At 70.1% G+C, this 23,323-nt stretch carries 22 protein-coding genes; 11 read left to right on the top strand and 11 right to left on the bottom strand.

Features of this window, described 5'->3' with window-relative positions; translation table 11 throughout:
- Positions 1 to 12: 12 nt before the first annotated feature.
- The 3 genes from ACT4MF_RS04730 to ACT4MF_RS04720 all read left to right on the top strand — a co-directional run bounded on the left by ACT4MF_RS04730 (position 13) and on the right by ACT4MF_RS04720 (position 3,682).
- The gene (locus ACT4MF_RS04730; protein ID WP_444681893.1) at positions 13 to 1,560 is read left to right on the top strand and encodes a cobyric acid synthase; all 1,548 of its coding nucleotides are present in this window, start codon (positions 13 to 15) and stop codon (positions 1,558 to 1,560) included.
- Positions 1,561 to 1,615: 55 nt separating this feature from the next.
- Positions 1,616 to 1,798 (top strand): DUF7987 family protein, encoded by a 183-nt coding sequence (locus tag ACT4MF_RS04725; RefSeq protein ID WP_444681892.1) that lies wholly within the window; start codon positions 1,616 to 1,618, stop codon positions 1,796 to 1,798.
- A 138-nt stretch (positions 1,799 to 1,936) separates the two neighbouring features.
- Complete coding sequence (locus ACT4MF_RS04720; protein ID WP_444681891.1) at positions 1,937 to 3,682, top strand: methyl-accepting chemotaxis protein; 1,746 nt, start codon at positions 1,937 to 1,939, stop codon at positions 3,680 to 3,682.
- Here the strand turns inward: ACT4MF_RS04720 and ACT4MF_RS04715 are convergent.
- Both ACT4MF_RS04715 and ACT4MF_RS04710 read right to left on the bottom strand, forming a co-directional pair.
- Complete coding sequence (locus ACT4MF_RS04715) at positions 3,667 to 3,837, bottom strand: hypothetical protein (protein WP_180271726.1); 171 nt, start codon at positions 3,835 to 3,837, stop codon at positions 3,667 to 3,669. The genes ACT4MF_RS04720 and ACT4MF_RS04715 overlap by 16 nt on opposite strands.
- Positions 3,838 to 3,908: 71 nt before the next feature.
- Positions 3,909 to 4,214 (bottom strand): MazG-like family protein, encoded by a 306-nt coding sequence (locus ACT4MF_RS04710; RefSeq protein WP_444681890.1) that lies wholly within the window; start codon positions 4,212 to 4,214, stop codon positions 3,909 to 3,911.
- Positions 4,215 to 4,315: 101 nt separating this feature from the next.
- Here ACT4MF_RS04710 and npdG point away from each other — a divergent pair, with 101 nt between their 5' ends.
- Together npdG and ACT4MF_RS04700 are read left to right on the top strand one after the other, a co-directional pair.
- Positions 4,316 to 4,984 (top strand): NADPH-dependent F420 reductase, encoded by a 669-nt coding sequence (gene npdG, locus ACT4MF_RS04705; protein WP_444681889.1) that lies wholly within the window; start codon positions 4,316 to 4,318, stop codon positions 4,982 to 4,984.
- Between the two features lie 58 nt (positions 4,985 to 5,042).
- Entirely contained in the window at positions 5,043 to 5,885 is an 843-nt protein-coding gene (locus tag ACT4MF_RS04700) for a polyprenyl synthetase family protein (protein WP_444681888.1), read from the top strand.
- A gap of 146 nt (positions 5,886 to 6,031) precedes the next feature.
- Here ACT4MF_RS04700 and ACT4MF_RS04695 read toward each other — a convergent pair whose 3' ends face one another.
- From ACT4MF_RS04695 to ACT4MF_RS04675, 5 genes are all read right to left on the bottom strand, one after another.
- Entirely contained in the window at positions 6,032 to 7,363 is a 1,332-nt protein-coding gene (locus ACT4MF_RS04695) for an oligopeptide/dipeptide ABC transporter ATP-binding protein (RefSeq protein WP_444681887.1), read from the bottom strand.
- Positions 7,356 to 8,585, bottom strand: a complete 1,230-nt coding sequence (locus ACT4MF_RS04690; RefSeq protein WP_444681886.1) for an ABC transporter ATP-binding protein — start codon at positions 8,583 to 8,585, stop codon at positions 7,356 to 7,358. Before ACT4MF_RS04690 ends, ACT4MF_RS04695 begins: the two co-directional genes overlap by 8 nt.
- Entirely contained in the window at positions 8,582 to 9,601 is a 1,020-nt protein-coding gene (locus ACT4MF_RS04685) for an ABC transporter permease (protein WP_444681885.1), read from the bottom strand. Before ACT4MF_RS04685 ends, ACT4MF_RS04690 begins: the two co-directional genes overlap by 4 nt.
- Before the next feature lie 139 nt (positions 9,602 to 9,740).
- A complete protein-coding gene (locus tag ACT4MF_RS04680; protein WP_099254579.1) occupies positions 9,741 to 10,760 on the bottom strand; it encodes an ABC transporter permease in 1,020 nt (339 codons plus the stop codon).
- 6 nt (positions 10,761 to 10,766) lie between these two features.
- Positions 10,767 to 12,416 carry an ABC transporter substrate-binding protein gene (locus ACT4MF_RS04675; protein WP_444681884.1) on the bottom strand — a complete coding sequence of 550 codons (1,650 nt, stop codon included), beginning with the start codon at positions 12,414 to 12,416 and terminating at the stop codon, positions 10,767 to 10,769.
- A 153-nt stretch (positions 12,417 to 12,569) separates the two neighbouring features.
- Here ACT4MF_RS04675 and ACT4MF_RS04670 point away from each other — a divergent pair, with 153 nt between their 5' ends.
- The 5 genes from ACT4MF_RS04670 to ACT4MF_RS04650 all read left to right on the top strand — a co-directional run bounded on the left by ACT4MF_RS04670 (position 12,570) and on the right by ACT4MF_RS04650 (position 16,269).
- Entirely contained in the window at positions 12,570 to 13,025 is a 456-nt protein-coding gene (locus ACT4MF_RS04670; protein WP_444681883.1) for a DUF7529 family protein, read from the top strand.
- A gap of 107 nt (positions 13,026 to 13,132) precedes the next feature.
- The gene (locus tag ACT4MF_RS04665; protein WP_099254576.1) at positions 13,133 to 13,846 is read left to right on the top strand and encodes a phosphoribosyltransferase family protein; all 714 of its coding nucleotides are present in this window, start codon (positions 13,133 to 13,135) and stop codon (positions 13,844 to 13,846) included.
- Positions 13,847 to 13,972: 126 nt separating this feature from the next.
- Positions 13,973 to 15,352, top strand: a complete 1,380-nt coding sequence (locus ACT4MF_RS04660) for an NCS2 family permease (protein WP_099254575.1) — start codon at positions 13,973 to 13,975, stop codon at positions 15,350 to 15,352.
- A gap of 188 nt (positions 15,353 to 15,540) precedes the next feature.
- Positions 15,541 to 15,795 (top strand): glutathione S-transferase N-terminal domain-containing protein, encoded by a 255-nt coding sequence (locus tag ACT4MF_RS04655; RefSeq protein WP_444681882.1) that lies wholly within the window; start codon positions 15,541 to 15,543, stop codon positions 15,793 to 15,795.
- A gap of 84 nt (positions 15,796 to 15,879) precedes the next feature.
- Positions 15,880 to 16,269, top strand: coding sequence for a DUF192 domain-containing protein (locus tag ACT4MF_RS04650; RefSeq protein WP_099254573.1), 390 nt, complete (start codon positions 15,880 to 15,882; stop codon positions 16,267 to 16,269).
- Positions 16,270 to 16,299: 30 nt separating this feature from the next.
- Here ACT4MF_RS04650 and ACT4MF_RS04645 read toward each other — a convergent pair whose 3' ends face one another.
- The 4 genes from ACT4MF_RS04645 to ACT4MF_RS04630 form a co-directional block, all read right to left on the bottom strand.
- Positions 16,300 to 17,718: a sensor histidine kinase gene (locus ACT4MF_RS04645; RefSeq protein ID WP_444681881.1), complete on the bottom strand. Its 1,419-nt coding sequence runs from the start codon at positions 17,716 to 17,718 to the stop codon at positions 16,300 to 16,302.
- A 63-nt stretch (positions 17,719 to 17,781) separates the two neighbouring features.
- Positions 17,782 to 20,379 (bottom strand): DNA topoisomerase I, encoded by a 2,598-nt coding sequence (locus ACT4MF_RS04640; protein ID WP_444681880.1) that lies wholly within the window; start codon positions 20,377 to 20,379, stop codon positions 17,782 to 17,784.
- A gap of 139 nt (positions 20,380 to 20,518) precedes the next feature.
- Positions 20,519 to 21,727, bottom strand: a complete 1,209-nt coding sequence (locus tag ACT4MF_RS04635) for a DR2241 family protein (protein WP_444681879.1) — start codon at positions 21,725 to 21,727, stop codon at positions 20,519 to 20,521.
- Between the two features lie 2 nt (positions 21,728 to 21,729).
- Positions 21,730 to 22,599 carry a CbiX/SirB N-terminal domain-containing protein gene (locus ACT4MF_RS04630; protein WP_099254569.1) on the bottom strand — a complete coding sequence of 290 codons (870 nt, stop codon included), beginning with the start codon at positions 22,597 to 22,599 and terminating at the stop codon, positions 21,730 to 21,732.
- Positions 22,600 to 22,739: 140 nt separating this feature from the next.
- Between ACT4MF_RS04630 and ACT4MF_RS04625 the strand changes: the two genes are divergently transcribed.
- Positions 22,740 to 23,291 carry a DUF7523 family protein gene (locus ACT4MF_RS04625; protein WP_444681878.1) on the top strand — a complete coding sequence of 184 codons (552 nt, stop codon included), beginning with the start codon at positions 22,740 to 22,742 and terminating at the stop codon, positions 23,289 to 23,291.
- Positions 23,292 to 23,323 lie beyond the last annotated feature (32 nt).

Raw genomic sequence — 23,323 nt, 5'->3', positions numbered from 1 at the left:
TCGGAGTCGCACGTGACCGCCCCCGACACCGACACGATACTGGTCGCCGGCACGGCGAGCCACGCCGGCAAGAGCACGCTTGCGGCCGGGCTCTGCCGCCACCTCTCCCGGAACGGTGCCGCCGTCGCCCCGTTCAAGGCCCAGAACATGAGCAACAACGCCCGGGTCGCGCTCACGCCCGAGGGCGAGTGGGGCGAGATCGGCGTCTCTCAGTACGTGCAGGCCCGGGCCGCGCGCGTCCCGCCGTCGACCGACATGAACCCCGTGCTGCTCAAGCCGCGCGGCGACGGCGAGAGCCAACTGGTGATCGACGGCGAGGCGGTCGGCGACGCCGCGGCCGGCGAGTACTACGAGTCGCACTGGGAGGGCGCCCGCGAGGCCGCCGTCGCGGCGCATCGCCGCCTCGCGGCCGACCACGACGTGATCGTCGCCGAGGGGGCGGGGAGCATCGCCGAGATCAACCTCCACGACCGGGACCTCGCGAACGTCGAGTGCGCCCGATTCGCCGACGCCGCGGTCCTGATCGCGGTCGACATCGAGCGCGGCGGCGCCTTCGCGAGCCTCTACGGCACCCTCGAACTCCTCCCCGACGACGTGCGCGAGCGCGTCGCCGGCGCGGTCATCACCAAGTTCCGCGGCGACCCGTCCCTCTTGGCGCCCGGCATCGCGGAGATCGAGGAGCGGACGGGCGTCCCGATCCTCGGCGTCGTGCCGCACGACGATCCGGGGCTCCCGGCGGAGGACAGTCTCTCGCTGCCGGACGAGACGGCCACCGGCGATCGGGGCGTTCTCGGCGCGGACGACGCGGTTCCCGAGGAGGCGGCGGTCCGGATCGCGGTCCCGCGGCTCCCGCGCATCTCGAACTTCACCGACCTGGAACCGCTCGCTCGCGAGCCCGGCGTTCGGGTCGCGTACGTCCCGCTCGACGGCTCCGGCGACGCTCCGCTCGGCGACGCGGACGCGGTCGTCCTCCCCGGCTCGAAGAACACGGTCGACGACCTCCTCGCGCTCCGCGACGCGGGAGTCGACGAGGCGCTCCGCGAGTTCGAGGGCCCGATCGTCGGCCTCTGCGGCGGCTACCAGATCCTCGGCGAGCGGATCACGGGCGCCGACATCGAGGGAACCGGCTCGGTGTCGACCGTCGAGGGCGTCGGCGTGCTCCCCGTCGAGACCCGCTTCTCGCCGGAGAAGCGCGTGGAGCGCGTGAGCCGAACCGTCGACGGGGTCGGTCCCCTCGCCGGCGCGTCCGGGACCGCGACCGGCTACGAGATCCACATGGGTCGGTCGTCGCCGACCGAGCCGGTCGCGCGGCCGCTCGGTCCGGAGAGCGCGGCGACCGACCGCGCGCTCGGGACCTACCTCCACGGCCTCTTCGAGAACGAGGGGGTCTGCGAGGCGTTCGTGTCGACCGTCTTCGCGGCGGCCGACGCTTCGCGGCCGACGGACCGCCCCCAGCCGACCGGCGGCGCGGACGGCGGGCGGTCCCCCTACGACCGCGCCGCGGACCTCGTCGCCGACAACGTCGACCTGCGCGCGCTCGGGCTCGGCGATGTCGCCTGAGCGCGCCGGTCGGGCGGCCGCAACCGATTTGACGGTGGCGACCGACGGGTCGCGCATGGTCTCCCGCGAGAACGCCGTCATCGGTGCCTGCATCCTCCTCACCGTCGCCCTCGCCTTGGCGATCGAATCGCTCGATACGACGTACCCGGAGTGGCTCCCGATCGCGCTGTTCCTCGGCGGCGGTGTCATCGTGCCGCTGGCGATCAACGGGGCGCTGGACCGTCGAGGAACGGCGTAACGCGGACTCCACGGCGATTCCCCCTCCACGAGGTCTCGAATCGACGCCGCGCAGTTCCGGGTCCGCGTCGCCCAAACCAGTATCACCCGTGAGACGCGGATATTATGTCTTATATAACGGGACAGGGGAGGGCCCAGCATGGCTATCCCGGGAGAGTACGGTCGGGACGACTTCGGGCAGGGCGGCTTGAACGACAGACTCGACGTTGCCGAGCTCGTCGAAGAGATCGGGCTCGACGCCGACGAGATCGCGTGGCGAAAGGAGTTCGTCGGGTTCGACGAGGCCGACGAGCGGCGGCTCCGCCAGTACGAGGACGCGTTCGCGGAGAACGCCGACCAGATCGCGGCGGACTTCTACGAGAACCTCACCGCCCACGAACAGACCACCGACGTGATCGGTCGGTCCGACAAGGGGATCGACCAGCTCAAGCGGACCCAGTCGGCGTATCTCGTGACGCTCGCGCAGGGCGACTACGGCCCGGAGTACTTCGAGGACCGGGCGCGGATCGGGAAAATCCACGACCTGCTCGAGATGCCGATGAAACACTACATCGGTCAGTACGCCGTGTACTACGACCTCATCCTCCCGCTCATCGGCGATCGGCTCGTCGACTCGCTCACAGACCGGCTGGCCGACGCCGGTGCCGGCGAGGCGGTCGCCGCCGAGACCGAGGCGGCCATCGAGGAGGAGGTCGACGACGCCGTCGAAGATCTCCTCTCCGTCCTCCGGATCGTCAACCTCGACATGCAGGTCGTCACGGACACGTACATCCACTCGTACAGCGAGAAGCTCTCCGACGAGGTCGAGCGGAACGAGCGTCTGATGGCCGAGGTGGAAGCCGAGGTCAGCGAGCCGCTCAGCGACCTCCGGGAGTCGGCGGCGGACGTGGCTGACAGCGCCGCCGAAGTGGGTGACGCGTCCGAGGACCAGTCTCAGCGCGTCGCCGAGATCTCCTCGGAACTGTCGAACCTCTCGGCGACCGTCGAGGAGGTGGCGTCGACCGCCGACGAGGTCGAGCGCACGAGCAGCCGGGCTGAGGCGATGGCCGACGACGGGCGCGCGGCGGCCGACGACGCCGCGGCGGCCATGGACGACATCGGCGCCGCGGTCGAGGAGGTGGCCGACGACGTCGCGTCGCTCCAACGCCGCGTCGAGGAGATCGACGAGTTCGTCGACGCGATCAACGGGATCGCCGACCAGACGAACCTGCTCGCGCTGAACGCCTCGATCGAGGCGGCGCGGGCTGGCGAGGCCGGCGCCGGGTTCGGCGTCGTCGCCGACGAGATCAAATCGCTCGCCGAAGAGTCACAGCAGCACGCGAGCGACATCGAATCGATGGTCGAGGGGATCCGGACGGACACCGAGGACACCGCCGAGAGCCTCGCGGAGACGACCGAGCGGGTGGAGGAAGGGAGCGAGCGCGTCGGCGACGCGACGGAGAGCCTCACCTCGATCGCCGAGGCGGTGACGGAGACGGCGAGCGGGATCGACGAGGTCTCCGACGTGACGGACGAGCAGGCCGCCGCGGCCGAGGAGATCGCCGCCACGGTCGACGAGGTGGTCCGGCAGTCGAACCGGATCTCCGACGAGATGCAGGACCTAGCGGTCGAAAGCGAGCGACAGTCCGAGGCGGTCGAAACGGTCGAACAGACCGTGCGCCGGTTGGCCGAGAGCGACCGAGACGGCGCCGGATCGGCTCGAGCGTCTCGCACCGACGGTGGGGCGGTCAAGAGGGGGTCTGCCGGCGACCGACCGGTTCCGGCGGGACTTCCTGACGGGATACCCGACTTCGTGATCGACCGGCTCTCCGACGAGGAACTGCGGGCGATCGCCGACGGGGAGGCGGATCCGGCGGATCTCGGACTGGGTCACGGCGCGAAGTAGGCGTCCGGTCCCCGAACGCCGCGGAGCTCTCGGAGCGGGCGGGCGCCACACCGGGCGCAGGCGTCGGGCTCCGCGGGGTCGTCGGGCAGCGCGAACACCGTCCCGCAGGCGTCGCAGACGACGTAGCGCAGCGCGAGCGACGGAGCGTCTGTCATGTGTCCGGTACGCGGCCGGCGCACTTGAACCGACGCCTGCTTCGGGAGGTCGGCGGTCGGACGCGCGGCCGCTATCGCCCCGACCCGGCGTCGCCAGACGCGTCGATCCGGGCCTCGTACTTCGACACCGACGCCGCGAGCGCCTCGTCGGCGTCGATCCCTGCGGCCTCCGCGAGCGCGAGCAGCGCGAACAGCGCGTCGCCGACCTCGTCGGGCGCGACCGCGGCGGCGTCGGGGTCGCTCCCGTAGTCGGTCGAGGTCGTCACCTCCTTCGCGATCTCCCCGACCTCGCTCTTCAGGTCGAGGACCCGGTACGCGAGGTCGGTCTCCAGCCCGTGCTCGGCGACGAACGCGGCCACGCGGTCTTGCTCCTCCATACGGGTGCGTCTGCGAGAGCCCAAATGAGTCTCTCGGTCCGAACCGCGGCGAGGACGGCCGGTCGCGCAACCCCTAAGACGCGAGCGGTCCCACTGATCCCATGAAGATCGCGATACTCGGCGGCACCGGCGACATCGGCGAGGGGTTGGCCCTCCGGCTGGCTGCCGACACGCCGCACCGCGTCTCGATCGGCTCGCGAGAGGCAGAGAATGCGGAGAACAAGGCCGAGGAGTACACCACGGAGCTGGAGAGCCGCGGTCTCGACGCGTCGGTCGAGGGCGCCGAGAACGCGACGGTCGCCGCCGCGGCCACGGTCGTGGTCCTCGCCGTGCCGCCGTACCACGTGGGTGACACGGTCGAGGCGATCGCGGACGAGCTGGACGACGGCGATGTCCTCGTCTCGCCGGCGACGGGGATGAAACGCGACGACGAGGGGTTCCACTACCACAAGCCCGGCGCGGGGTCGGTGACGCGGATCGCGGCGGACGCCGCGCCCGACGGCGTCGACGTCGTGGGCGCGTTCCACAACCTCGCGGCCGACCGGCTCGCGAACCTCGACGCCGACCTCGGGATCGACACGCTCGTGATCGGCGACGACGAGGACGCCAAGCGGACGGTCACGGACATCGCGGAGGGGATCGAGGGGCTCCGCGCGCTCGACGCCGGCGGCATCGCCAACGCGCCCGAGATCGAGGCGCTCACGCCGCTTCTCATCAACGTCGCACAGCACAACGACGGGCTCCACGATCTCGGCATCCAGTTCACGTAAGCCGGGGCCGGGCGCCGTTCCGTTAGGCCTTTGCGCGACCGGCCCCACCGTGCAATAGATGGAGTACCTGGAGCGCCGGGTCGCGCTGGTCGAAGACCGGCTGGAGGCCGTCATCGACGAGGTCGAACCCGACGAGCTGTCCGCGGAGGTCGGCCACGTCGTCCTCGCCGGCGGCAAGCGGGTCCGCCCCGCAGTGACGATCCTCGCCTGCGAGGCGTTCGACGGCGACCCCGACGCGGCCGTCGACTTCGCGGCCGGGATCGAGTTCGTTCACAACGCGTCGCTCGTGATCGACGATATCATCGACCGCTCCGAGGTGCGTCGCGGCACGCCGTCGGCGTGGGCCGAGTACGGCCACGGCCCGGCGATCATCGCCAGCGACGGGCTCCTCGGGGAGGCGTTCGCGCTCTTCTCCGCCGAGCCCCGGGCGATGCGGACCGTCGCCGAGGCGCTCGTCGAACTCGGCGAGGGCGAGGCCACCGAACTCGCCGACCGCCCGACCACCGAGGCCGAGTACATGCAGCTGGCTCGCCGCAAGACCGGCGCGCTGTTCCGCGCGGCCGCCGAGCTGGGGGCGATCGCGGGCGGCGCCGACCCCGACGCGGTCGACTCGTTCGGCGAGTACGCGGAGCGCGTCGGCGTCGCCTTCCAGATGCGCGACGACGTGCTCGACGCGACCGCCGACGCCGACGACCTCGGCAAGCCGACCGGGCAGGACGCGGAGATGGACCGCCCCTCGGTCCTGCAGGTCACGTCGCTGTCGCCCGAGGAGATCGACGAGCGCGCCCGCGAGCAGTCAGACCTCGCGCTGGCCGCGCTCGACGACGCGGATCCCCCGGAGACGGAGGCGATCGAGTACCTCCGGGACCTCGCGGAGTTCGTCGTCGTCCGCGAGCGATAGGCGAAGCGGCTCCGGGGTTCTCACCGCTTCGTCCACCCTCCTCTCGCTACTCTCTCCTCTCGCTACTCTCCCCTCTTACTACTCTCTCCTTTCGTTACTCTCTCCTCTCGCTACTCTCGCTCGATCACCGGAAAACACGCGAGACGCTACTGCGACGGCGTCCCGGCTCCCGACGCGTCGTGCTCCGCTTCCCACTCCTCGCGGGCCGCTTCCACGTCGTCCGGCTGTTCGTTCAGCAGGCACGCGTCGGGGTGGTCTCCCGCGGGGAGCGCGGGTTCGACCGCCTCGCAGGGCGACCGGTACCGCTCCCGAAGCGTCGCGGCGGCGGTCTCGCGGTCCCCGTCGGCGAGCGCGCGGATCGCCTCACGGACCGTCTCCTCGTCGGCGTCGGGCAGATCCTCGTCGAACGCCTCCTCGCGGAGCGAGTCGACGAACGCCGCCCGGTCTTCGCGGTTCGCGTCGCCGACCTGCTCCCACCGCAGGTCCACGTCGATGTCGCCGTTCTCGATACGGGTCCTGAAGTCGCTGATCTCGCGGAACGTCGCCTGCGGCACGTCCAGTCCCGGCGGCTGAATCAGCTCCGGGCACCGCGTTCGGAACGAACACCCCGACGGCGGGTTCCGCGGCGAGGGTACGTCGCCGCGGATCGTCTCGACGACGCGGTCCCGCTCGTCGGTGTCCGCCCGCGGCACGGACTCCAACAGCGCCTTCGTGTACGGATGCTGCGGGCTCTCGAAGATCTCCTCGGTGGGACCGATCTCGACGACCTCGCCGAGGTACATCACGGCGACGCGGTCGCTGATGTGCCGCACCACCGACAGGTCGTGCGCGATGAACAGGTACGTCAGGTCGCGCTCCGCCTGCATGTCGGCGAGCAGGTTCAACACCTGCGCCTGGACGCTCACGTCGAGCGCCGACACCGGCTCGTCGAGGACGATGAACTCCGGATCGATGGCGAGCGCCCGGGCGAACCCGATGCGCTGGCGCTGTCCGCCGGAGAACTCGTGGGGGTACCGATCGATCTGATCGGCGGAGAGGCCGACCTCCTCCAGGAGGGTCTCGGCGCGCTCGCGCCGCTCGGCGACCGTCCCCACGTCGTGAATCGCGAGCGGCTCCGTGATGATTTCGCCGGCGGTCATCCGGGGGTCCAGACTGGAGAACGGATCTTGGAACATCACCTGCGCCCGCCGCCTGAACGCGTCGAGGTCGTCGCCCGAGAGATCGTACACCGGGTCGCCGTCGAACGTCACGGAACCCCCCGTGGGCTCGCGGAGCCGCATCAGCGTCTCCGCGAGCGTCGACTTCCCGCAGCCGGACTCGCCGACGACGCCGAGCGTCTCGCCCTCGCGGACCTCGAAGGAGACGCCGTCGACCGCCCGCACGGCCTCCGGCTCCGCGCCGGTCAGCCGGTCCAGAAGCGTGTCGTTCTCGTAGTAGTACTTCTCGAGGCCGTCGACGCGGACCAGCGGGTCAGTCATCGCTCACCTCCCCGTCTGGCGCGCTCGACCCGTCCGAGGCGGCACCTGCGCCGCCGTCGGTCGGCCCCGAGAGCCTCGCGTCGGAGACCGCGTCGGCCTCGCTGTACTCGCGCTCGGCGAGCACGCAGCGGGCGCGGTGGTTGCCGCTCACCTCGTACTCCGGCGGTCGCGTGAGACAGTCGGTCATGGCTTTCGGACAGCGGTCGGCGAAGTAGCAGCGGTCGGGCATGTTCGCGTCGACGAGGTCCGGCACGTTGCCGGCGATGGGTTCGAGCCGCTCGCCGGGGCGGTCGATGTCCGGGACCGAGCCCAGCAACCCCTTCGTGTACGGGTGGACCGGGTCGCCGAACACGTCGTCGAGGGTGCCGCGCTCGACCACCTCGCCGGCGTACATGACGCTCACCCGGTCGGCGACCCGGGCGATGACGCCCAAGTTGTGGGTGATGAGCACGACGCTCATCTCCATGGTCTCCTGGAGGTCGGCGAGCAGGTCCAGAATCTGCGCCTGGATCGTCACGTCCAGCGCGGTCGTCGGCTCGTCGGCCACGAGCAGATCCGGATCGCCGGCGAGCGCCTGCGCGATCATCGCGCGCTGTAACATCCCCCCGGAGAACTGGTGGGGGTACTCCTCGGCGCGCTCGGCCGGGTCCGGGATGCCGACGCGCTCGAGCAGCTCCACCGCGCGGTCCCAGCTCTCCTCTGAGGTGTACGAGCGGTCGGGGAGGACGCCGTCTAGGAGCATCCGACCCAGCCCGTACCCCTGCGTCCGCGACCGGGTCGAGCGCGGGTTCGCGCTCGCGCGGCGCTGCACCTCGGCCGCCTCGGCGATCTGCTCGCCGACGGTGATCGAGGGGTTGAAGCTGCTCATCGGGTCCTGGAAGATCATGCTGAACGCGGAGCCACGGAGCGACCGACGCTCCGCTTCGGAGAGCCGGCGGAGATCGACGAAGTCGCCGTCGACCGCCTCCGGCCGGTCGCTCTCGACCCGCTCCGCGAGGTCGGCGTTGTTGTACCAGATCTCCCCGCTGGTTATCTCTCCCGGCGACTCGACCAGATCGATGAGCGAGAGCCCGGTGACGGACTTCCCGCTGCCGGACTCGCCGACGACGCCGAGGGCGGAGCCGGCCTCGACGGTAAAGGAGACGCCCTCGACCGCGTTGATCTGTCCCTCCTCGGTGAAGAAGCGCGTCGAGAGGTCGCGGACGCGCAGCAGGTCGGTCACGACGCACCCCCCTGTCCCTCGATCCCCGGATCGAGGGCGTCGCGCAGCCAGTCACCGATCAGGTTGATGCCGACGACGGCGGCGACGATGGCCAACCCGGGGACGGTCGCGATCCACCACGACGACGAGAGGTACTGCCGCCCCTGCGCGATGTCGAAGCCCCACGAGAGCTGTGCCCCGGAGAAGCCGAGGAACGACAGCGAGGACTCGAGCAGGATGATCGCGGCGATCTGGATCGTCGCGAGCACGAGGATCGGCGTCAGGCTGTTCGGGAGCACGTGTTTGAGTATGACGTGGAGGTCGCTTCCGCCCATCGATCGCGCCGCCTTCACGTACTCCTGGTCGCGCACGGAGAGCGCCTCCCCCCGCGCGACGCGGGCGAACCACACCCAGTTCACGAGCGCGACGACGGCGATCACGGTCCCCGGTAACACGATGCTCTCGGGCATCGTCTGAGAGGCGATTCCGGACGCGACCAGCGGGTCGGGGAGACGGAGCGAGGCCTGTCCCCACAGCCCGATGAGCGCGATCGCCAACACGAGCGACGGGAACGCCAACATCACGTCGGCGAAGCGCATCAGCGCGTCGTCGATCCGGCCGCCGTAGTAGCCGGCCGTGATCCCGACGGTGACGCCGAGCACGACGGCGATCGCGGTCCCGAACAGGCCGACCAGCAGCGACGTGCGCGCGCCGAACATCGTCCGCGAGAGCACGTCCCGGCCGAGCGAATCGGTCCCGAGCGGGTGCTCGGCCGTGGTGTTGACGACGACTTGCTTCTCGACGATCTTCACCTCGCCGTCGACCATCTCCGAGGTCGTCTGGTTCTCCGTCGCCGTGAAGCCGAGCGGCGGGATGTTCGTGTTGTCGAGGTCCTGCTCCGTCGGGTCGTGGGGCGCCAGGAGCGGAGCGAACAGCGCGGTAAACAGGATGACCGCGAGGATCGCGATCCCGAGCTTCGCGAGGAGGCTCCGGGAGAGCTCGCTCCGGAGGTTCCGGAGCGTCCGGGGCGAGATCATCGGACGCTCACCTCGGGAGCGATCGTCGGGGGCTCACGTCGGGGGGACTCCCCGCGTGCGACCTCGATCGGCCGGCACCCGACGCCGATCGGACGACACTCGACACCACGTGAGCGAGCGGAGCAGTTTCGGTTCATCATCAGTGGACCACCCGCGGATTGAGGTACGCGTACAGCGCGTCGACGAAGATGTTGATCAGCACGAACCCGGTCCCGATCACGATCAGCGACCCCTGGATCAGCGGCCAGTCGCGCACGTTGATCGAGTCGATGACGAGCGTGCCGAGCCCGGGCCACGAGAACACGGCCTCCGTGATCACGGCGCCGCCGATCAGGGTCCCCAACTGGAGTCCCAACACGGTGACGATCGGGATGAGGGTGTTCTGGAGCGCGTGCTTGTACTGGATCAGCGACTCCGGAAGCCCCTTCGCCCGCGCCGCGCGCACGTACGGCTGTCCGAGCTCCTCGATCATCCCGCTCCGCGTGAGCCGGGTGACGAGCGCGGTGAAGTACGTCCCGAGCGTCACGGCCGGGAGCGCGATGTGCCACAGCCACGTCCGCAGCCCGGCGAGGAACGCGCCGACGTTCATCGGGGCGGCGATCCCGTTGTCGACCGTGACGAGGAACGTGACCGTCTCGAAGAGGCCGATCGGCCGCCGGCTCGTCGGGAACAGGTCGAACTGCACCGACAACACCAGGATGAGCATGATCCCGAGCCAGAAGTTCGGCGTCGAGATCCCGACCAGCGAGAACAGGGTCGCCCCGTAGTCGGCGGGCTCGCGCCGCCGCGTCGCGCTGATGACGCCCAGCGGGATCGCGATCACGATCGCGACGACGGTCGCCGCGACCGCCAGCTCGACGGTCGCCGGCACGCGGGCGAGCACGATCGTGCTCGCCTCCGTCCCGCGGAGGTACGAGTAGCCCATATCTCCCTGCAGCAGCCCGACGATGTAGTCGGCGTACTGGACGTACAGCGGCTGATCGAGACCTAACTCCGCGGCTATCTGGGCGCGAAGCTCTTGACCCGCGTCCAGCGGCGCGACGAACGTCACCGGGTTGCCCGGGGTGATGAACCGCAGCAGGAACACCGCGGTCACGACCCCCCACACGACCAGTACGCCTTGGATCCCGCGTTTCAGGAGGAACCGTCCCAGCGCCATCGGGCCTTAGTTTCCGCCCGGGAGGTTTTGGGAGTCGGCCATCAGCTCGTCGACCTCCTCGTCTTCCCGGTAGCTGGAGAGCGCTCCGTCGGAGGTGAGCAGCGGGATGATCGTCTGGCTGGCGTCGAAGGTGGTGTTCCCCCAGCCGAGGAGGTAGAAGTGCGGCATATCCTCGATGTTGCCGCTCGTCACCTCGCCCGCGAGCGAGGCGAAGTCGCGCTGCTCGACCTCACAGGAGACGTTGGAGAGCTCGTTGATCTGGCTGGCGACGGCCTGCGCGATCTCCACGTCGCGGAGGTACCGGCCCACGGGCGTCTCGAGCGTGATCTCGGCGCCGGCGTGGCCGGAGTCCTCGACGAGCTGTTCGGCCTGCTCGACGTCCTGCGGGTACGGCTCGACGTCTTGGTTGTCGCCGACGAACCCCTCGAGGGTGGGTTGGCCGGTCGGGTCGGCGAACCCCTGCAGGATGCTCTCGATGATGCTGTTGAGATCGATGGCGTAGTTCATCGCCTGCCGGAACTCCGGGCTGGAGAAGGGCTCCACGTCGTACCGCATCGCGTTGAAGATGACGCGGGTGCTCGGCACCGCCGTGACCTCCGTGGTGTCCTCGTCGCGGACGCGGCTCACCTCTTGGGGCGGCACGTTGACGATGAGGTCCGTCTCGCCGGCGAGCAGCTGCGAGACGCGCGTGCTCGACTCGCTGGCCGCGCGGATCGTCAGCTCCTCGATCTCCGGCGCGTCGCCCCAGTAGTCCTCGTAGGGCTCGTAGACGATCTCCACGTCCTGTTCGTACTCGACGACCTGGAACGGGCCCGTCCCGTTCATGTCGGAGTTGATCTCCGAGGAGTCGCGCGACTCGATCCAGTCCTGCTGGACGACCTTACAGTACGAGGCGAACAGCGAGAACACGATCGGGTTGACCCCGTCTGAGGTCACCTCGACGCCGCCGTCGACGACCTCGGCGCCCGTGACGCCGGCGAGCTGGTCGCTCTGCGGGCTCTCGATCCCGACCTCGGAGTCGACGACCCGGTTGACGCTGTAGGCGATGTCCGACGGCTGGAGCTCGTCGCCGTTGTGGAAGGTGACGCCGTCGCGGATCTCGAACCGGACCCGGCCCTCTTCGAGCCGCTCGTAGTTGGTCGCGAGCCCCTCGATGATGTCGCCGTCGGCGTTGCGGCCGAGCACGCCGTCGTGAGCCTGCACGACGATGTTGTCGGTCGGCGTCTCGCGGTGGTCGTGGGGGTCGAGCCCCGAGTCCATCGACGACTGGGTGATCGTGACCGACGGCTCGCCCTCGGTCACCGAGATGGCCTGCGCCTCGATCCGCTCGTCGCGGCGGGCGGTCCAGTCGAGCCGGCTCGCGATGCCGTACACGCTGTACTGGCGGTTGAGGAAGACCCACGGCGCGCGCTGGTTGAGCCGGAGGTTCGCTCGCTGGAGGTGCTCCTCGCGGGTCTCCGGCTCCGGGAGCTGTTCCCCGTCCTCACCGTTGGAACCGTCGCCCCCGTCAGAACCGTCGCCGCCGTCGCCGCCGTCGCTCCCGTCGGAACCGTCGCCGCCGTCGCCCGAACAGCCGGCGAGTCCGACGGCGGCCGCAGTGCCTCCGACGTACGTGAGATACGTCCGACGGTTCACGTCCGAGTCGTCGCGTGACATAGGCAGTTCAATACTATCGGGGGATATAAGATCTGTGGTCACGTAGCACGGTTATAGCCGGTGTCAGCGCCGCGCATTCGGTCGATTCGCGTGCCGATCGACCCGCGCGCCGAGGCGGGAAGGTTTAATTTCCAGCGGCGTCGCTCCCTCCCTATGAGCAGAGCCGACCTCGGCGAGCGGTGGCAGCGCGTGTTCGACGACACCGAGGCGACCGCGGCGGAGTACCGCGACCGCGGGTGGGAGGCGCTCGCGCTCCACCCCGGCGACGTGAACCCGATCGCCGACGAGGCGCGGCTCCACGTGTTGTTGCCGGGATCGGAGTTCGACGAGGTCAACGAGCTGCTCTCCGAGGCGGCGATCGGATCGGTCCGCGTGTACGCGGCGGCGGGCGAGACGGCCAGCTACCGGCTGGTGGTCGCGGAGGACGCGACGGCGGAGATCGCCGTTTGCCTCCCGACGTACGTCCTCGACTCGGACGAGGACGCGCTCGAAGCGGCCGCGGCCGACGCGGGGCAGCTGACGCTCCGACTCCGCCCGCTCGACGACCGCGACCGGGTCGAGTTCGCCGTCGACGACCCTGCCCTCTTCTTCCGCGACCCGGCGGAGTAGCGCCATCCGTCCTGGAGCGAGCCGGTCGCACCGAGACCCACGTTCGTGGCGATCCCTTCGTCCGTGGACTTCGACGTATTCATACTTGTGCGATCACGATCATCTACATGAACCGAGCTGAGAAGGCGGCCCTCCAGCTGCAGGCGGTCGCCGTGTTGCGGATGCTGAAGGAGACGCGAACCTACGAGGAGCTGTCCGAGGTCACCGGGCTGCCCGCGGGCGACCTGAACAGGTACGTCAACGGTCACGTCCTCCCCGGCACGGACCGCGCGAGCGAGGTCGTCGAGGCGGTCGGCCGCGAGGCGCTCGCCGACGAGCTCCTCGCCCGCGTCGAGTTCGACGACGAGGGGTACGTCGACAACTCCGGCGTCGTCTTCGACCAGTCGTTCCTCGACCTGGTGGCGCCGGTCGCCGCGGAGACGTTCGAGTTCGAGTCGCCGGACGTGGTGCTCACCGCGGCCACGGACGGGATCACGCTCGGGGCGGCGATGGCCTCCTTCTTCGACGCCCGGCTCGCGTACGCGAAGAAGTCGAAGGAGACCGCCGTCGAGGAGTTCATCGAGTCGCGCCAGCGGCTGGCCTCGGGCATCGAACTCACCTACTACCTCCCCGCGAGCGCCATCGACGCCGGCGACACGGTGCTGGTCGTCGACGACCTGATCCGCTCGGGCGAGACTCAAGAACTCCTCCTCGACATCGCGCTCCAAGGCGACGCCGACGTCACCGGCGTGTTCGCGCTCATCGCGGTCGGCGACGAGGGGATGGACCGCGCGCGAGCGATCACCGACGCGCCGGTCGGCGCGCTGACGACGTTCGAGTAGCCACGTTCGCGCATACTATTCGGAGATAGACAGGAAATCACTCCATCTCGATCCGTATTCATGTATTACTGAGCGCGGCGTTCAGCAAGCCTTATCACCCGATCCGGGGGTATCTCCACCCGTTCAATGGGGCTTTCAGACACGCTGGCCGCGCGGTTCGACGTGGAGGCGCACGGGTCAGATGTCCGCACCGAACTGGTCGCCGGACTCACGACGTTCCTCGCGATGTCGTATATCATCGCCGTGAACCCGTTCATCTTGGCCGACGCGATCCAGATACCCGGGTACGACTTCTTCGAGGTGGTCCAGATGATCGCCATCGCGACCGTCCTCTCGGCGGCGGTGGCGACGGCGGTGATGGCACTGTACGCGAACCGGCCGTTCGGGCTCGCGCCCGGGCTCGGCCTCAACGCCTTCTTCGCGTACACGGTTGTGGATGGGCTCGGCGTCCCGTGGCAGACCGCGCTGGCCGCCGTCTTCGTCGAGGGAGTCCTGTTCATACTCCTGACCCTGGTTGGCGCGCGCGAGTACGTCATCCGGCTGTTCCCGGAGCCGGTGAAGCGCTCGGTCGGCGCGGGCATCGGGCTGTTCCTGCTTTTCATCGGGCTTCAGGAGCTCCAGATCGTCGTGCCGGACGACACGACGCTGGTCACGCTCGGCGGCGTCTTCGCGAACCCGTGGGCGATCCTCGGGATCATGGGACTGGTGTTGACGTTCGTGTTGTGGGCGCGCGACATCACGGGCGCCATCGTCATCGGCATCGCGACGACCGCGATCGCCGGCTGGGCGCTCACCCTCGGCGGCGTCTTCGCCCGCGGGACGGTCACGCCGGAGACGCTGCCGTCGGCGCAGTACGACATCACGCCGCTCGCGGGCGCGTTCGTCGACGGGCTGGCCGACATCGACCCGCTCACGTTCGTGCTGGTCGTGTTCACGTTCTTCTTCGTCGACTTCTTCGACACCGCGGGGACGCTCATCGGCATCTCACAGTTCGGCGACTTCCTCGATGAGGACGGCGACCTGCCCGACATGGACAGGCCGCTGATGGCCGACGCGGTCGGGACCACCTTCGGCGCGATGGTCGGCACCTCGACGGTGACGACGTTCATCGAGTCGTCCGCGGGCGTCGAGGAGGGCGGTCGCACCGGGCTCACCGCGCTGGTCGTCGCCGCGCTCTTCCTCGCGTCGCTCGCCGTGATCCCCGTCGTCGCCGCGATCCCCGAGTACGCCTCCTTCATCGCGCTGATCGTCGTCGGGATCATGATGCTTCGGGGGCTCGTCGAGGTCGACTGGGACGACCCCGCGTGGGCGGTCTCCGCGGGTCTCACGGTCACCGTGATGCCGTTCGCCTACTCGATCGCCGACGGACTCGCTGCCGGCATCGTCGCCTACCCGCTGATCAAGGTCGCGGTCGGCGAGTACGACGAGGTCGCGCTCGGCCAGTACGTCATCGCGGCGCTGCTCGTGGTCTACTACGTGCTGCAGACGCGCGGCATCATCCTCTGAGACCGGGCGTCGTCCGTCCGATCCGGGTCCGGCGTTTGCGTCCGGTCGCCCCGAATCACTCGTATCCGATCGCCCGCTTCCAATCGTCTGCTTCCAACCGCCCGCTTTCCCGTCTCTCTCACCGCCCGTGCGCGCGGCGTGCACCGCCCACCGTACTTCTTTACGGGTCTGTACCGTATGGGGAACCGATGACGGATCTGACGCTCTACGAACTGGAAGGCTGCCCGTACTGCGCGAAAGTGAAGACCAAACTCGCCGACCTCGGGCTGGAGTACGAGTCGGTGTTGGTGCCGCGCTCGCACGGCGAGCGCACCGAGGTGGAGGAGATCAGCGGACAGACCGGCGTTCCCGTCCTCGTCGACGAGGCCAACGGGATCGAGGGGATGTCCGAGAGCGACGACATCGTCGAGTACCTCGACGAGACGTACGGCGACGCGAGCTAGTCGCGGGTCGCCCGGAACCGATTCCGACCGCGCACCGTCGGTCCCGCCGCCCGATCGCGAGGCTATTTATCCGCCGCCCGCCACGTGTCCGGCGTGCGACTCGTCCATCGACGCGCTTCCTCTGACCACGGCGATTCGCCGGACGGCGACGACGCGTCGTCGCTCCTCGCGAGCGACGTCGACGTGGCGCGCTCGACGCTCGAACAGGGCCGCGGGCTGATGTTCCGGCGGTCGATCCCGGACGACTACGCGCTCGTGTTCCCCTTCGACGCTCCGGACACGCAGTGGCTCCACATGCTGTTCGTCCCCTTCGCGATCGACGCGCTGTGGCTCGTCGACGGCGAGGTCCAGACGACGAAGCGGCTCGCCCCGTTCGTCGGGCTGGGTCGCGGGCGCGCAGACACGGTGATCGAGCTTCCCGCCGGCGCGGCCGACGCGGTCGCGGTCGGCGACGAGGTCCGACTCGTCGAGTGACGCCGCCCGGCGGACCGACCGCTCTCCGCCTCACCCGCCGTTCGGCGTCTGCAGCTCCATCTCGACTCGCGTCCCGCCGGTCTTGCTCTCGCTGATGTCGAAGCCGCCGCCTCCGGTGCCGACGATCCAGTTGACGTACCAGAGGCCGAGCCCGCTGGCGTGCTCCAACGGCGTCTCCTCGCCGGTGAGCACCGCGCGCTCGGCGGCCGGCATCCCCGGCCCGTCGTCGGTGACGACGAGCGACGCCCACGACTCGCTCGGAAGCTTGGCGGCCGTGATCTCCACCTGCGGGCGCTCGGCGTCGTTGTGGCGGATCGCGTTGTCGACGAGCTCTTCGATCGCCTCGGCGAGGTAGCCGATCGCCGACACCGTGATCCCATCCGGCACGTCGACCTCGATGTCCGCGCTCCTGCGGAGGTCGGGCGAGAGCGAGAGCAGCGCCTCGTCGACCGCGTCGGCGAGGTCGATCGGACCGGGCGCGGGGCGGTCGGCGAGGAGCCGCTCGACGCTCCGAGAGGTCTCGCCGACGCGGAGGAGGCGCTCGGCCGTGTCGACGACGCGTTGGAGCTCCGTCGCTCGCGTCGGGTCGTCGGTGCTCTCGAGGGCCCGCTCGGTGAACCCGATCACCACGTTGAGATCGTTCCGGAAGTTGTGTCGGAGCACCCGCGTCAGGGCGGCGAGCCGCTCCTCGCGGATCGACGCCTCCGTGCGGTCCTCGCCGACGCCGACCGCGCCGACGACCTCGCCGCCGTCGACGATCGGCCCCAGCGCGAGCCGGTAGGGAACGCGCTCTCCGGCCCGCGTCAGCAGCGTCGCCTCGCAGTCGGCCGGCTCGTTCTCGCGGTACACGCGCCGGAGCGCCTCGGCGACGGCACCGCGGGTCTCGTCGTCGAACAGCGCCGTCAGGTCGGTCCCCGACAGCTCCTCGCCGCCGCGGTCGGCGTCGTCGGCGAGCCGGGCGTTCCATCGCGAGAGCGTTCCGTCCGCGGAACACTGGAACAGCGCGGTCGGCACGGTCGAGGCGATGGCGTCGACGATCCGCAGCTGCGACCGGAGATCGGCCTCTGCGACCACGCGGTCGGTCACGTCGGTCAGCCCGACGATCAGCCACCGCTCGTCGGCGATCGTCGTCGTGTGAAGCGACAGCGAGAGCCGTCGGCGTCCCCGCTCTCCGCCGATTTCCCACTCGAACTCGGTGACGCCCTCCCGGTCGACCGCGTCGGCGACCGCCGCGGACACCGGCTCGCCGTCGGTCGTTTCGTCTGCTTCGCCCAGGTCCGAGAGCCCCATCAGCGTCAGGGTCCCGCGGTCCTGTCCGAGCAGCGCGGTCGCCGGCGTGTTCGTCGCCCTGATGGCGTGCGTTTCGGGATCGCAGGCTACGGTCGGGGTCGGAACTGCCTCGACGAACGACCGTACGACACGGGGTGTCGACTCGCCGTCACGATCCATTCATGACACGTCGGATGGGCCCCGAGCGTATAAACTGTGAGGGATGCCGCCGCCGGCCACCGATCAGTCCGCCTTCGCCTGCCAGTCGCGGACCGTGTCCGCGCCGACTCCGTCGACGTCGGCGGCCAGATCGTCCGGATCGATCGACTTGAGATCGTCGACGCCGTCGACGCCGGCGTCTTTCAGCTTCTCGGCGGTCTTCTCGCCGATCCCCTCGACGGTCTGCAGCTCCGACCCCTCCTGCTGGGCGGTGAACTCCCGGTAGTTGCAGATGGGGCAGCCGAGCTCCCACGGCTCGTCGCCGGAGTGGACGCGGAGGTGCGGGAGGTCGTGCTCCTCGCAGGTCTCGTCGGTAATCTCGATCTCGCCGCGCCGGGGAAGCGGGAGCGAGTAGTCGCAGTCGGGGTAGCGCGTGCAGCCGACGAGCCGGGAGCCGGAGCGAAGCCGTTTGATCGCCAGTTGGCCCCCGTGTTCCTCGCCGCAGTCGGGGCACGTCCCGATCACCTCGTCCTCCTGCTCGTCGGCCTCGTCGGCCTTGCACTGCGGGCAGCCGTGGACGAACGTCTTCCGGCCCGCGAGCATCTTCACGTGGCGGAGGTCGTGCTCCTCGCAGGTCTCGTCGAGGATGAGGGGCTTCCCCGTGGACGGGAGCGGCAGGGTGTACTCGCAGTCCGGGTAGCCGTCGCAGCCGACGAAGTACGACCCCTGCCGGGACTTCCGGACGAGGAGGTCGGCGCCGCACTCGGGACAGGGACCGAGCGTCTTGTCCGCCTTCAGCGACTTCTGGAGGTGGTCGCCGACCGCCTCGCGCGACTCGGTGAGGTCATCGAACACGCGCTCGAGGAGGGCCCGCGATTCCTCGGTCACCTCGTCGTACTCCTTCTCTCCCGCGGCGATCGCCTGCATGTCGCGTTCGAGCTGCGCCGTCATCTCCTCGCTCACGATGTGCTCGGCGAACTCCTCGGCCGCCTCGACGACCGCCTCGGCGAGTCGGGTGGGCCGCGGCGGGTCGCTCTCGATGTAGTTGCGGTCGTACAGCTTTTCGAGCGTGCGGTGGCGGGTCGCCTTCGTGCCGACGCCGCGCTTCTCCATCTCCTCGATCAGCCGGGACTGCCCGTACCGACGGGGCGGCTGGGTCTCCTTCGCGTCCGTCCGCCGGTCGGTGAGCGCGAGCGTCTCGCCGACCTCGACGTCGGGGACGATGCGCTCGTCGCTGGAGCGGTACGGGTACACGTCGTGGTAGCCGGCCTGCAAGAGGCGCTTCCCGTTCGCCTTCAGTCGGAGCCCGCCGTCGGCGGCGAGGTCGCCGGGACCGGACGCCTCGTCCGGGTCGCGGAGGGCGGCGAGACCGTCCGCGCGCTCCGCGATCGCGGTCGCCTCGCCGTTCGCGAGCGCCACGACCCGGAGCCGCTCCCACGTCGCGGGCTCGGCGCAGGTCGCCAAGAAGCGGCGGACGATCAGCTCGTACACCTCCCACTCGTCCTCCGAGAGGTCCGACGCCGAGGGTAGCTCCCCGGTGGGGTGGATCGGCGGGTGGTCGGTCGTCTCCTCGTCGCCCTCGGTGGGTTCGATCTCGCGGTCGGCGTCCAGCAGGCTCTTCGCGTCCGCCCCGAACGTCGAGGCCGCCGACAGCTCCTCGATCAGTTCGCGCGGGTCCAGATCGTCGGGGTACACCGTGTTGTCCGTCCGCGGGTAGGTGACGTAGCCGGCGGTGTACAGATCCTCAGCGAGCGACATCGCGCGCTGTGCGGAGTAGCCGAGCGACCCCGCGGCGCGGATGAACGCCGTGGTGTTGAAGGGGGTCGGCGGGTCGTCGGTGCGGGTGCGGCGGCGCACGTCGTCGACGACCGCCTCGCCGGCCGCGTCGAGCGCCTCGGTGAGCACCTCGGCGACGTCGCCGTCCCAGACGCGCTCGGCCTCGTTGCCCTCGTCGTTTAAGTAGAAGTAGCGCGCCTCGAAGGGGTCGCCGCCGGACTTGGTCAGGTTCCCGTACAGCTCCCAGTAGGACTCGGGGTCGAACGCCTGGATCTCGCGCTCGCGGTCGACGATCAGCTTGAGCGTCGGTCCCTGGACCCGCCCCACCGAGATGAAGTCGTCGCCGAGCTGCCGGGCCGACAGGGAGAGGAAGCGGGTCAGCGCCGCCCCCCACGTCAGATCGATCACCTGTCGGGCCTCGCCGGCGGCGGCCAGATCGAAGTCGAGCTCGTCGGGGTTCGCGAACGCCTCCCGCACCTCGTTTTCGGTGATCGAGGAGAACCGGACTCGGTCGATCGGGGCGTCCTCGTTCACCTCGCGCACCAGCTCGTACGCCTCCTTGCCGATCAGCTCGCCCTCGCGGTCGTAGTCGGTCGCGATGACGACTCGGGAGGCGTTGCGCGCGAGCTTCCGGAGCGCGGCGACGATCCCCTCCTGGGTCGGCTCCTTAGTGACCGGCGCGTCGATCAGCTCGACCGGCTCCACGTCGCGCCAGTCGTTGTACTCCGCGGGGAAGTCGACGCCGACGACGTGGCCCGAGAGGCCGATACACCGCTTGCCGCCCCACTTGTACACGTTCACGTCGTTCTCCCGCTCCGCCGTCGCGGACTCGCCGCTCAGGATGTCGGCGATGCGACGCGCCGCGTTGTCCTTCTCCGTGATGATCAGTTCGGGGCCGCGACTCATTGCCCCGGAGTAGGCCGCTCCCCCGTCTAAAGCTTTCGCGACAGGGTTTATGATCGCCCGCATGCGCGGCTGTACGCGTGACTACCCAAAGTCAACGCGGTGAACGTCGGGGCCCTATTCCTCCCCGATGCCGGGGGTGTTACTCCTCGCCGTCCCCTTCGGGCTCGGTCGGCACGCCGCCGAGGTTCCCCTCGTCGTCGAACAGCTTGGCGCGCAAAAACCGGGTTCGGTAGCGGTTCGCGCCTTCCTTCGTGTCGGCCTCGCGGATCTCGTCGATCCGACCGTCCGCGACCGCGTCGATGATGTCCTCCACCTGCTCCTTCTCGCTCGGCGTCAGTTCGAACTCGTAGGTCCGGGGCTGCTCGCTTTCGAGCCGCGTCCACTTGCGCGCGGCCGAGACGACGACCGAGCAGGGCTCCCGGCAGGGGAAGACGCCGTCCCCGCCGTCGACGTCGAGATCGGTCTCGTCGTCGTACTGCCACTCGCGTCGCTTCAGACACTGCGAGTCGTCACAGCACGCCTCCGCCACCCAGTCGACGTGTTCGTGCCCCTCGCCGCGGTCCCACGTCTTCACCACGCCGTAGATGCCGGACTGGCGCGCCATCGTCTCGCGCCAGTGGTTCACGTCGAGCTCGCCCTCGCGCTCCCGGTGCCAGTTCGCAACGGTCGCGGGGTAGATCGTCTCGACCGTCTCGTACGCGTCCCGCGGGCCGAGGTCGGGGAAGGCCCAGCCGCCGGCGAGCGACGGCGCGGTCTTGAGGGGGCGGTAGCGCCCCTTCTCGTCGAGCGTCACGAGATCGCGGGCGTCGAGGGGGTCGTCGTACGCGTCGAGCTCGTCGATCGGGACGCCGTCGTCGTCGGCGTGGCGCACGTCGTACCGCCGCTCGCCGCGGTCGGTGACGGTGGCCGTGATCGTCAGTTCGCCCCACGCGCGCTCGATCCCCTCCGCGAGCGCGGCGTATCGGGCCGCCACCGTCGCGCCGTCGGCGTCCTCCAGCCAGCGCAGGAAGGCGCGCCGCGGGCCGAACTCGCCGACCACGCGCTCGAAGACGTACCAGTCGGTGACGGCGGGCGCGCGCTCGGCCAGCGCCTCGTGGAGCTCTCGCTCGCTCAGCCCGGTCCGGCGGTCGCCGTCGACGAGGACGTACCCGCCGGCGGTGTCCTCGGCGGATGCGCCGTCCCCCTTGTCGTCCTCGCCGCTCCGCACCACGCTGAACCCTTCGAACCGGAGGGGGTCGCCGGCCTCGCGGTCGGCGAGCGCGTCGAGGACCGCGTCGAAGGCGTCGCTCGGGAGGTCGATGTCAGGCACTGCGGGCTCGTCGGTCGCCGCGGGAGTAACGTCGCTCACGGTCAGTCCCCCGTGGCGACGCGGGTCGTCTCGCGCACGTCGTCGAGCGCGGTCCCGAGGTCGGCGCCGGCGTCGGCCGCGCGCTCCAGGATCACGTCGGCCATCAGCGGTTCGGTGCCGACCGCGCCCGCGTACCAGATCCGGGTGCCGTCGACCGTCTCGGGCACGTCGTACCCCTCGGTGTGATCCTCACAGAGTCCAACGTCTTCCGGGATGTCCTCTTGGGTGTGGTAGCCGTCGGCGATGAACAGCGGGACGAGGACCACGTCGTCGCTCTCGAAGAACTCGGGGAGGTCGTCGACCTCGGGGTCCTCGTCCATGTAGAGCGCGCGCACCTCGTCGAAGCGGTCGCGTTCGGCGATCCGGTCGGCGTGGTACTCGATCGCCTTCGCGCTGTTCTCGTTGCGCTCGGTGCCGTGACCGACGACGGCGAGGCCGAAGTCGTCGCCCACGTCGGGGTCGCCGGTGACCGACTCCGCGCGCCGGACGATCACGTCGGTCATCGCGCGGTGGGTCCCCACGGGACCGCAGTAGTGGACCTCGCGACCGATGTCCTCGGCGACGAGGGTGGCCTGGTCGGCAGAGAGCCCGTCGGAGTCCCACTCGGAGACGTCCCAGCCGTCGAGCCGGAGCTCGCGGGGGATCACTTGTTCGGTGAAGTACCCCTCGGAGACGAACAGCGGGACGACGTAGATCTCGTCGCCCTCGACGGTGCGGAGCACCTCCCGGAAGTGCGGCTCCTCCTTCCAGAAGCCGGTCGTTACCTCGTCGAACGCGCCGGTCGCGCGGATGGTGTCCGCGTGGTCGTACGTCGGCGCGCTCGACTCCGGATTGAGGTGTGAGCCGTGTGCGACGATGACGAGCGACTGCATACACATGCTGGGGGCGCGCCGCTCTTAGGGACTTCGGAGCGTGTGAGGTCGCGGGAATACGGCGCTGCGATGTCTCGCCGACCCAGCGAGTCTCGATCCCGACCGAAACCGCCATGGCGCCCCGCGCCGCAGGTCCGGCCATGTCGCTCGCAGCCGAGACCCGCGAGGCCGCCCGGGCCCGTCCCTTCGTCCTCGACGCGCTCCGCGCCGGCGTCCTCAACCACAGCGCCGCCGCCGCGTGGCTGGTCGACGAGGCCGGTCTCGGTGGCGACGGCGACGGCGACGCCGACACCGACGCGATCGCGACCGCGCTCCGCCGGTTCCGCGAGGAGCTCCCCGACTACGCGACCGCCGACCGCGCGGCCAGCGTGTCGATGCAGAGCGGGGTGGGGATCGCCGAGGTCGAGGCCGAGGCCGAAGACGCCGCCGTCACCGAGGGAGACCCCCTCCTCCGCGTCGGCGGCGCGGCGGTCGTGCCGGAGGGACGCGACACGGCGCTCCTCGCCACCGGCGCGGTCGACGCCGCGGCGCTCGCGGCGGTCCTCCGCCGGCTCGCGGCCGCCGGCGTCGCGGTCGAGGCCGCCGGCGTCACCGGTGGGACGCTCGTCGTCGTGGTGGGGCGGCGCGACGGTGCGACCGCGGTCCGGGCGGCGGAGGCGGCGCTGGCGGCGGTGCCGACCGAGGGGGAGTGAGGCGGCGATCCGTCGCCCCTACCGGCGAATCG

This window comes from Halorubrum sp. FL23 (assembly GCF_052439115.2).
GTDB lineage: Archaea > Halobacteriota > Halobacteria > Halobacteriales > Haloferacaceae > Halorubrum > Halorubrum persicum.
The sequence above is the reverse complement of the archived record's forward strand: the minus strand, read 5'-3'. Positions and strand labels throughout refer to the sequence as shown.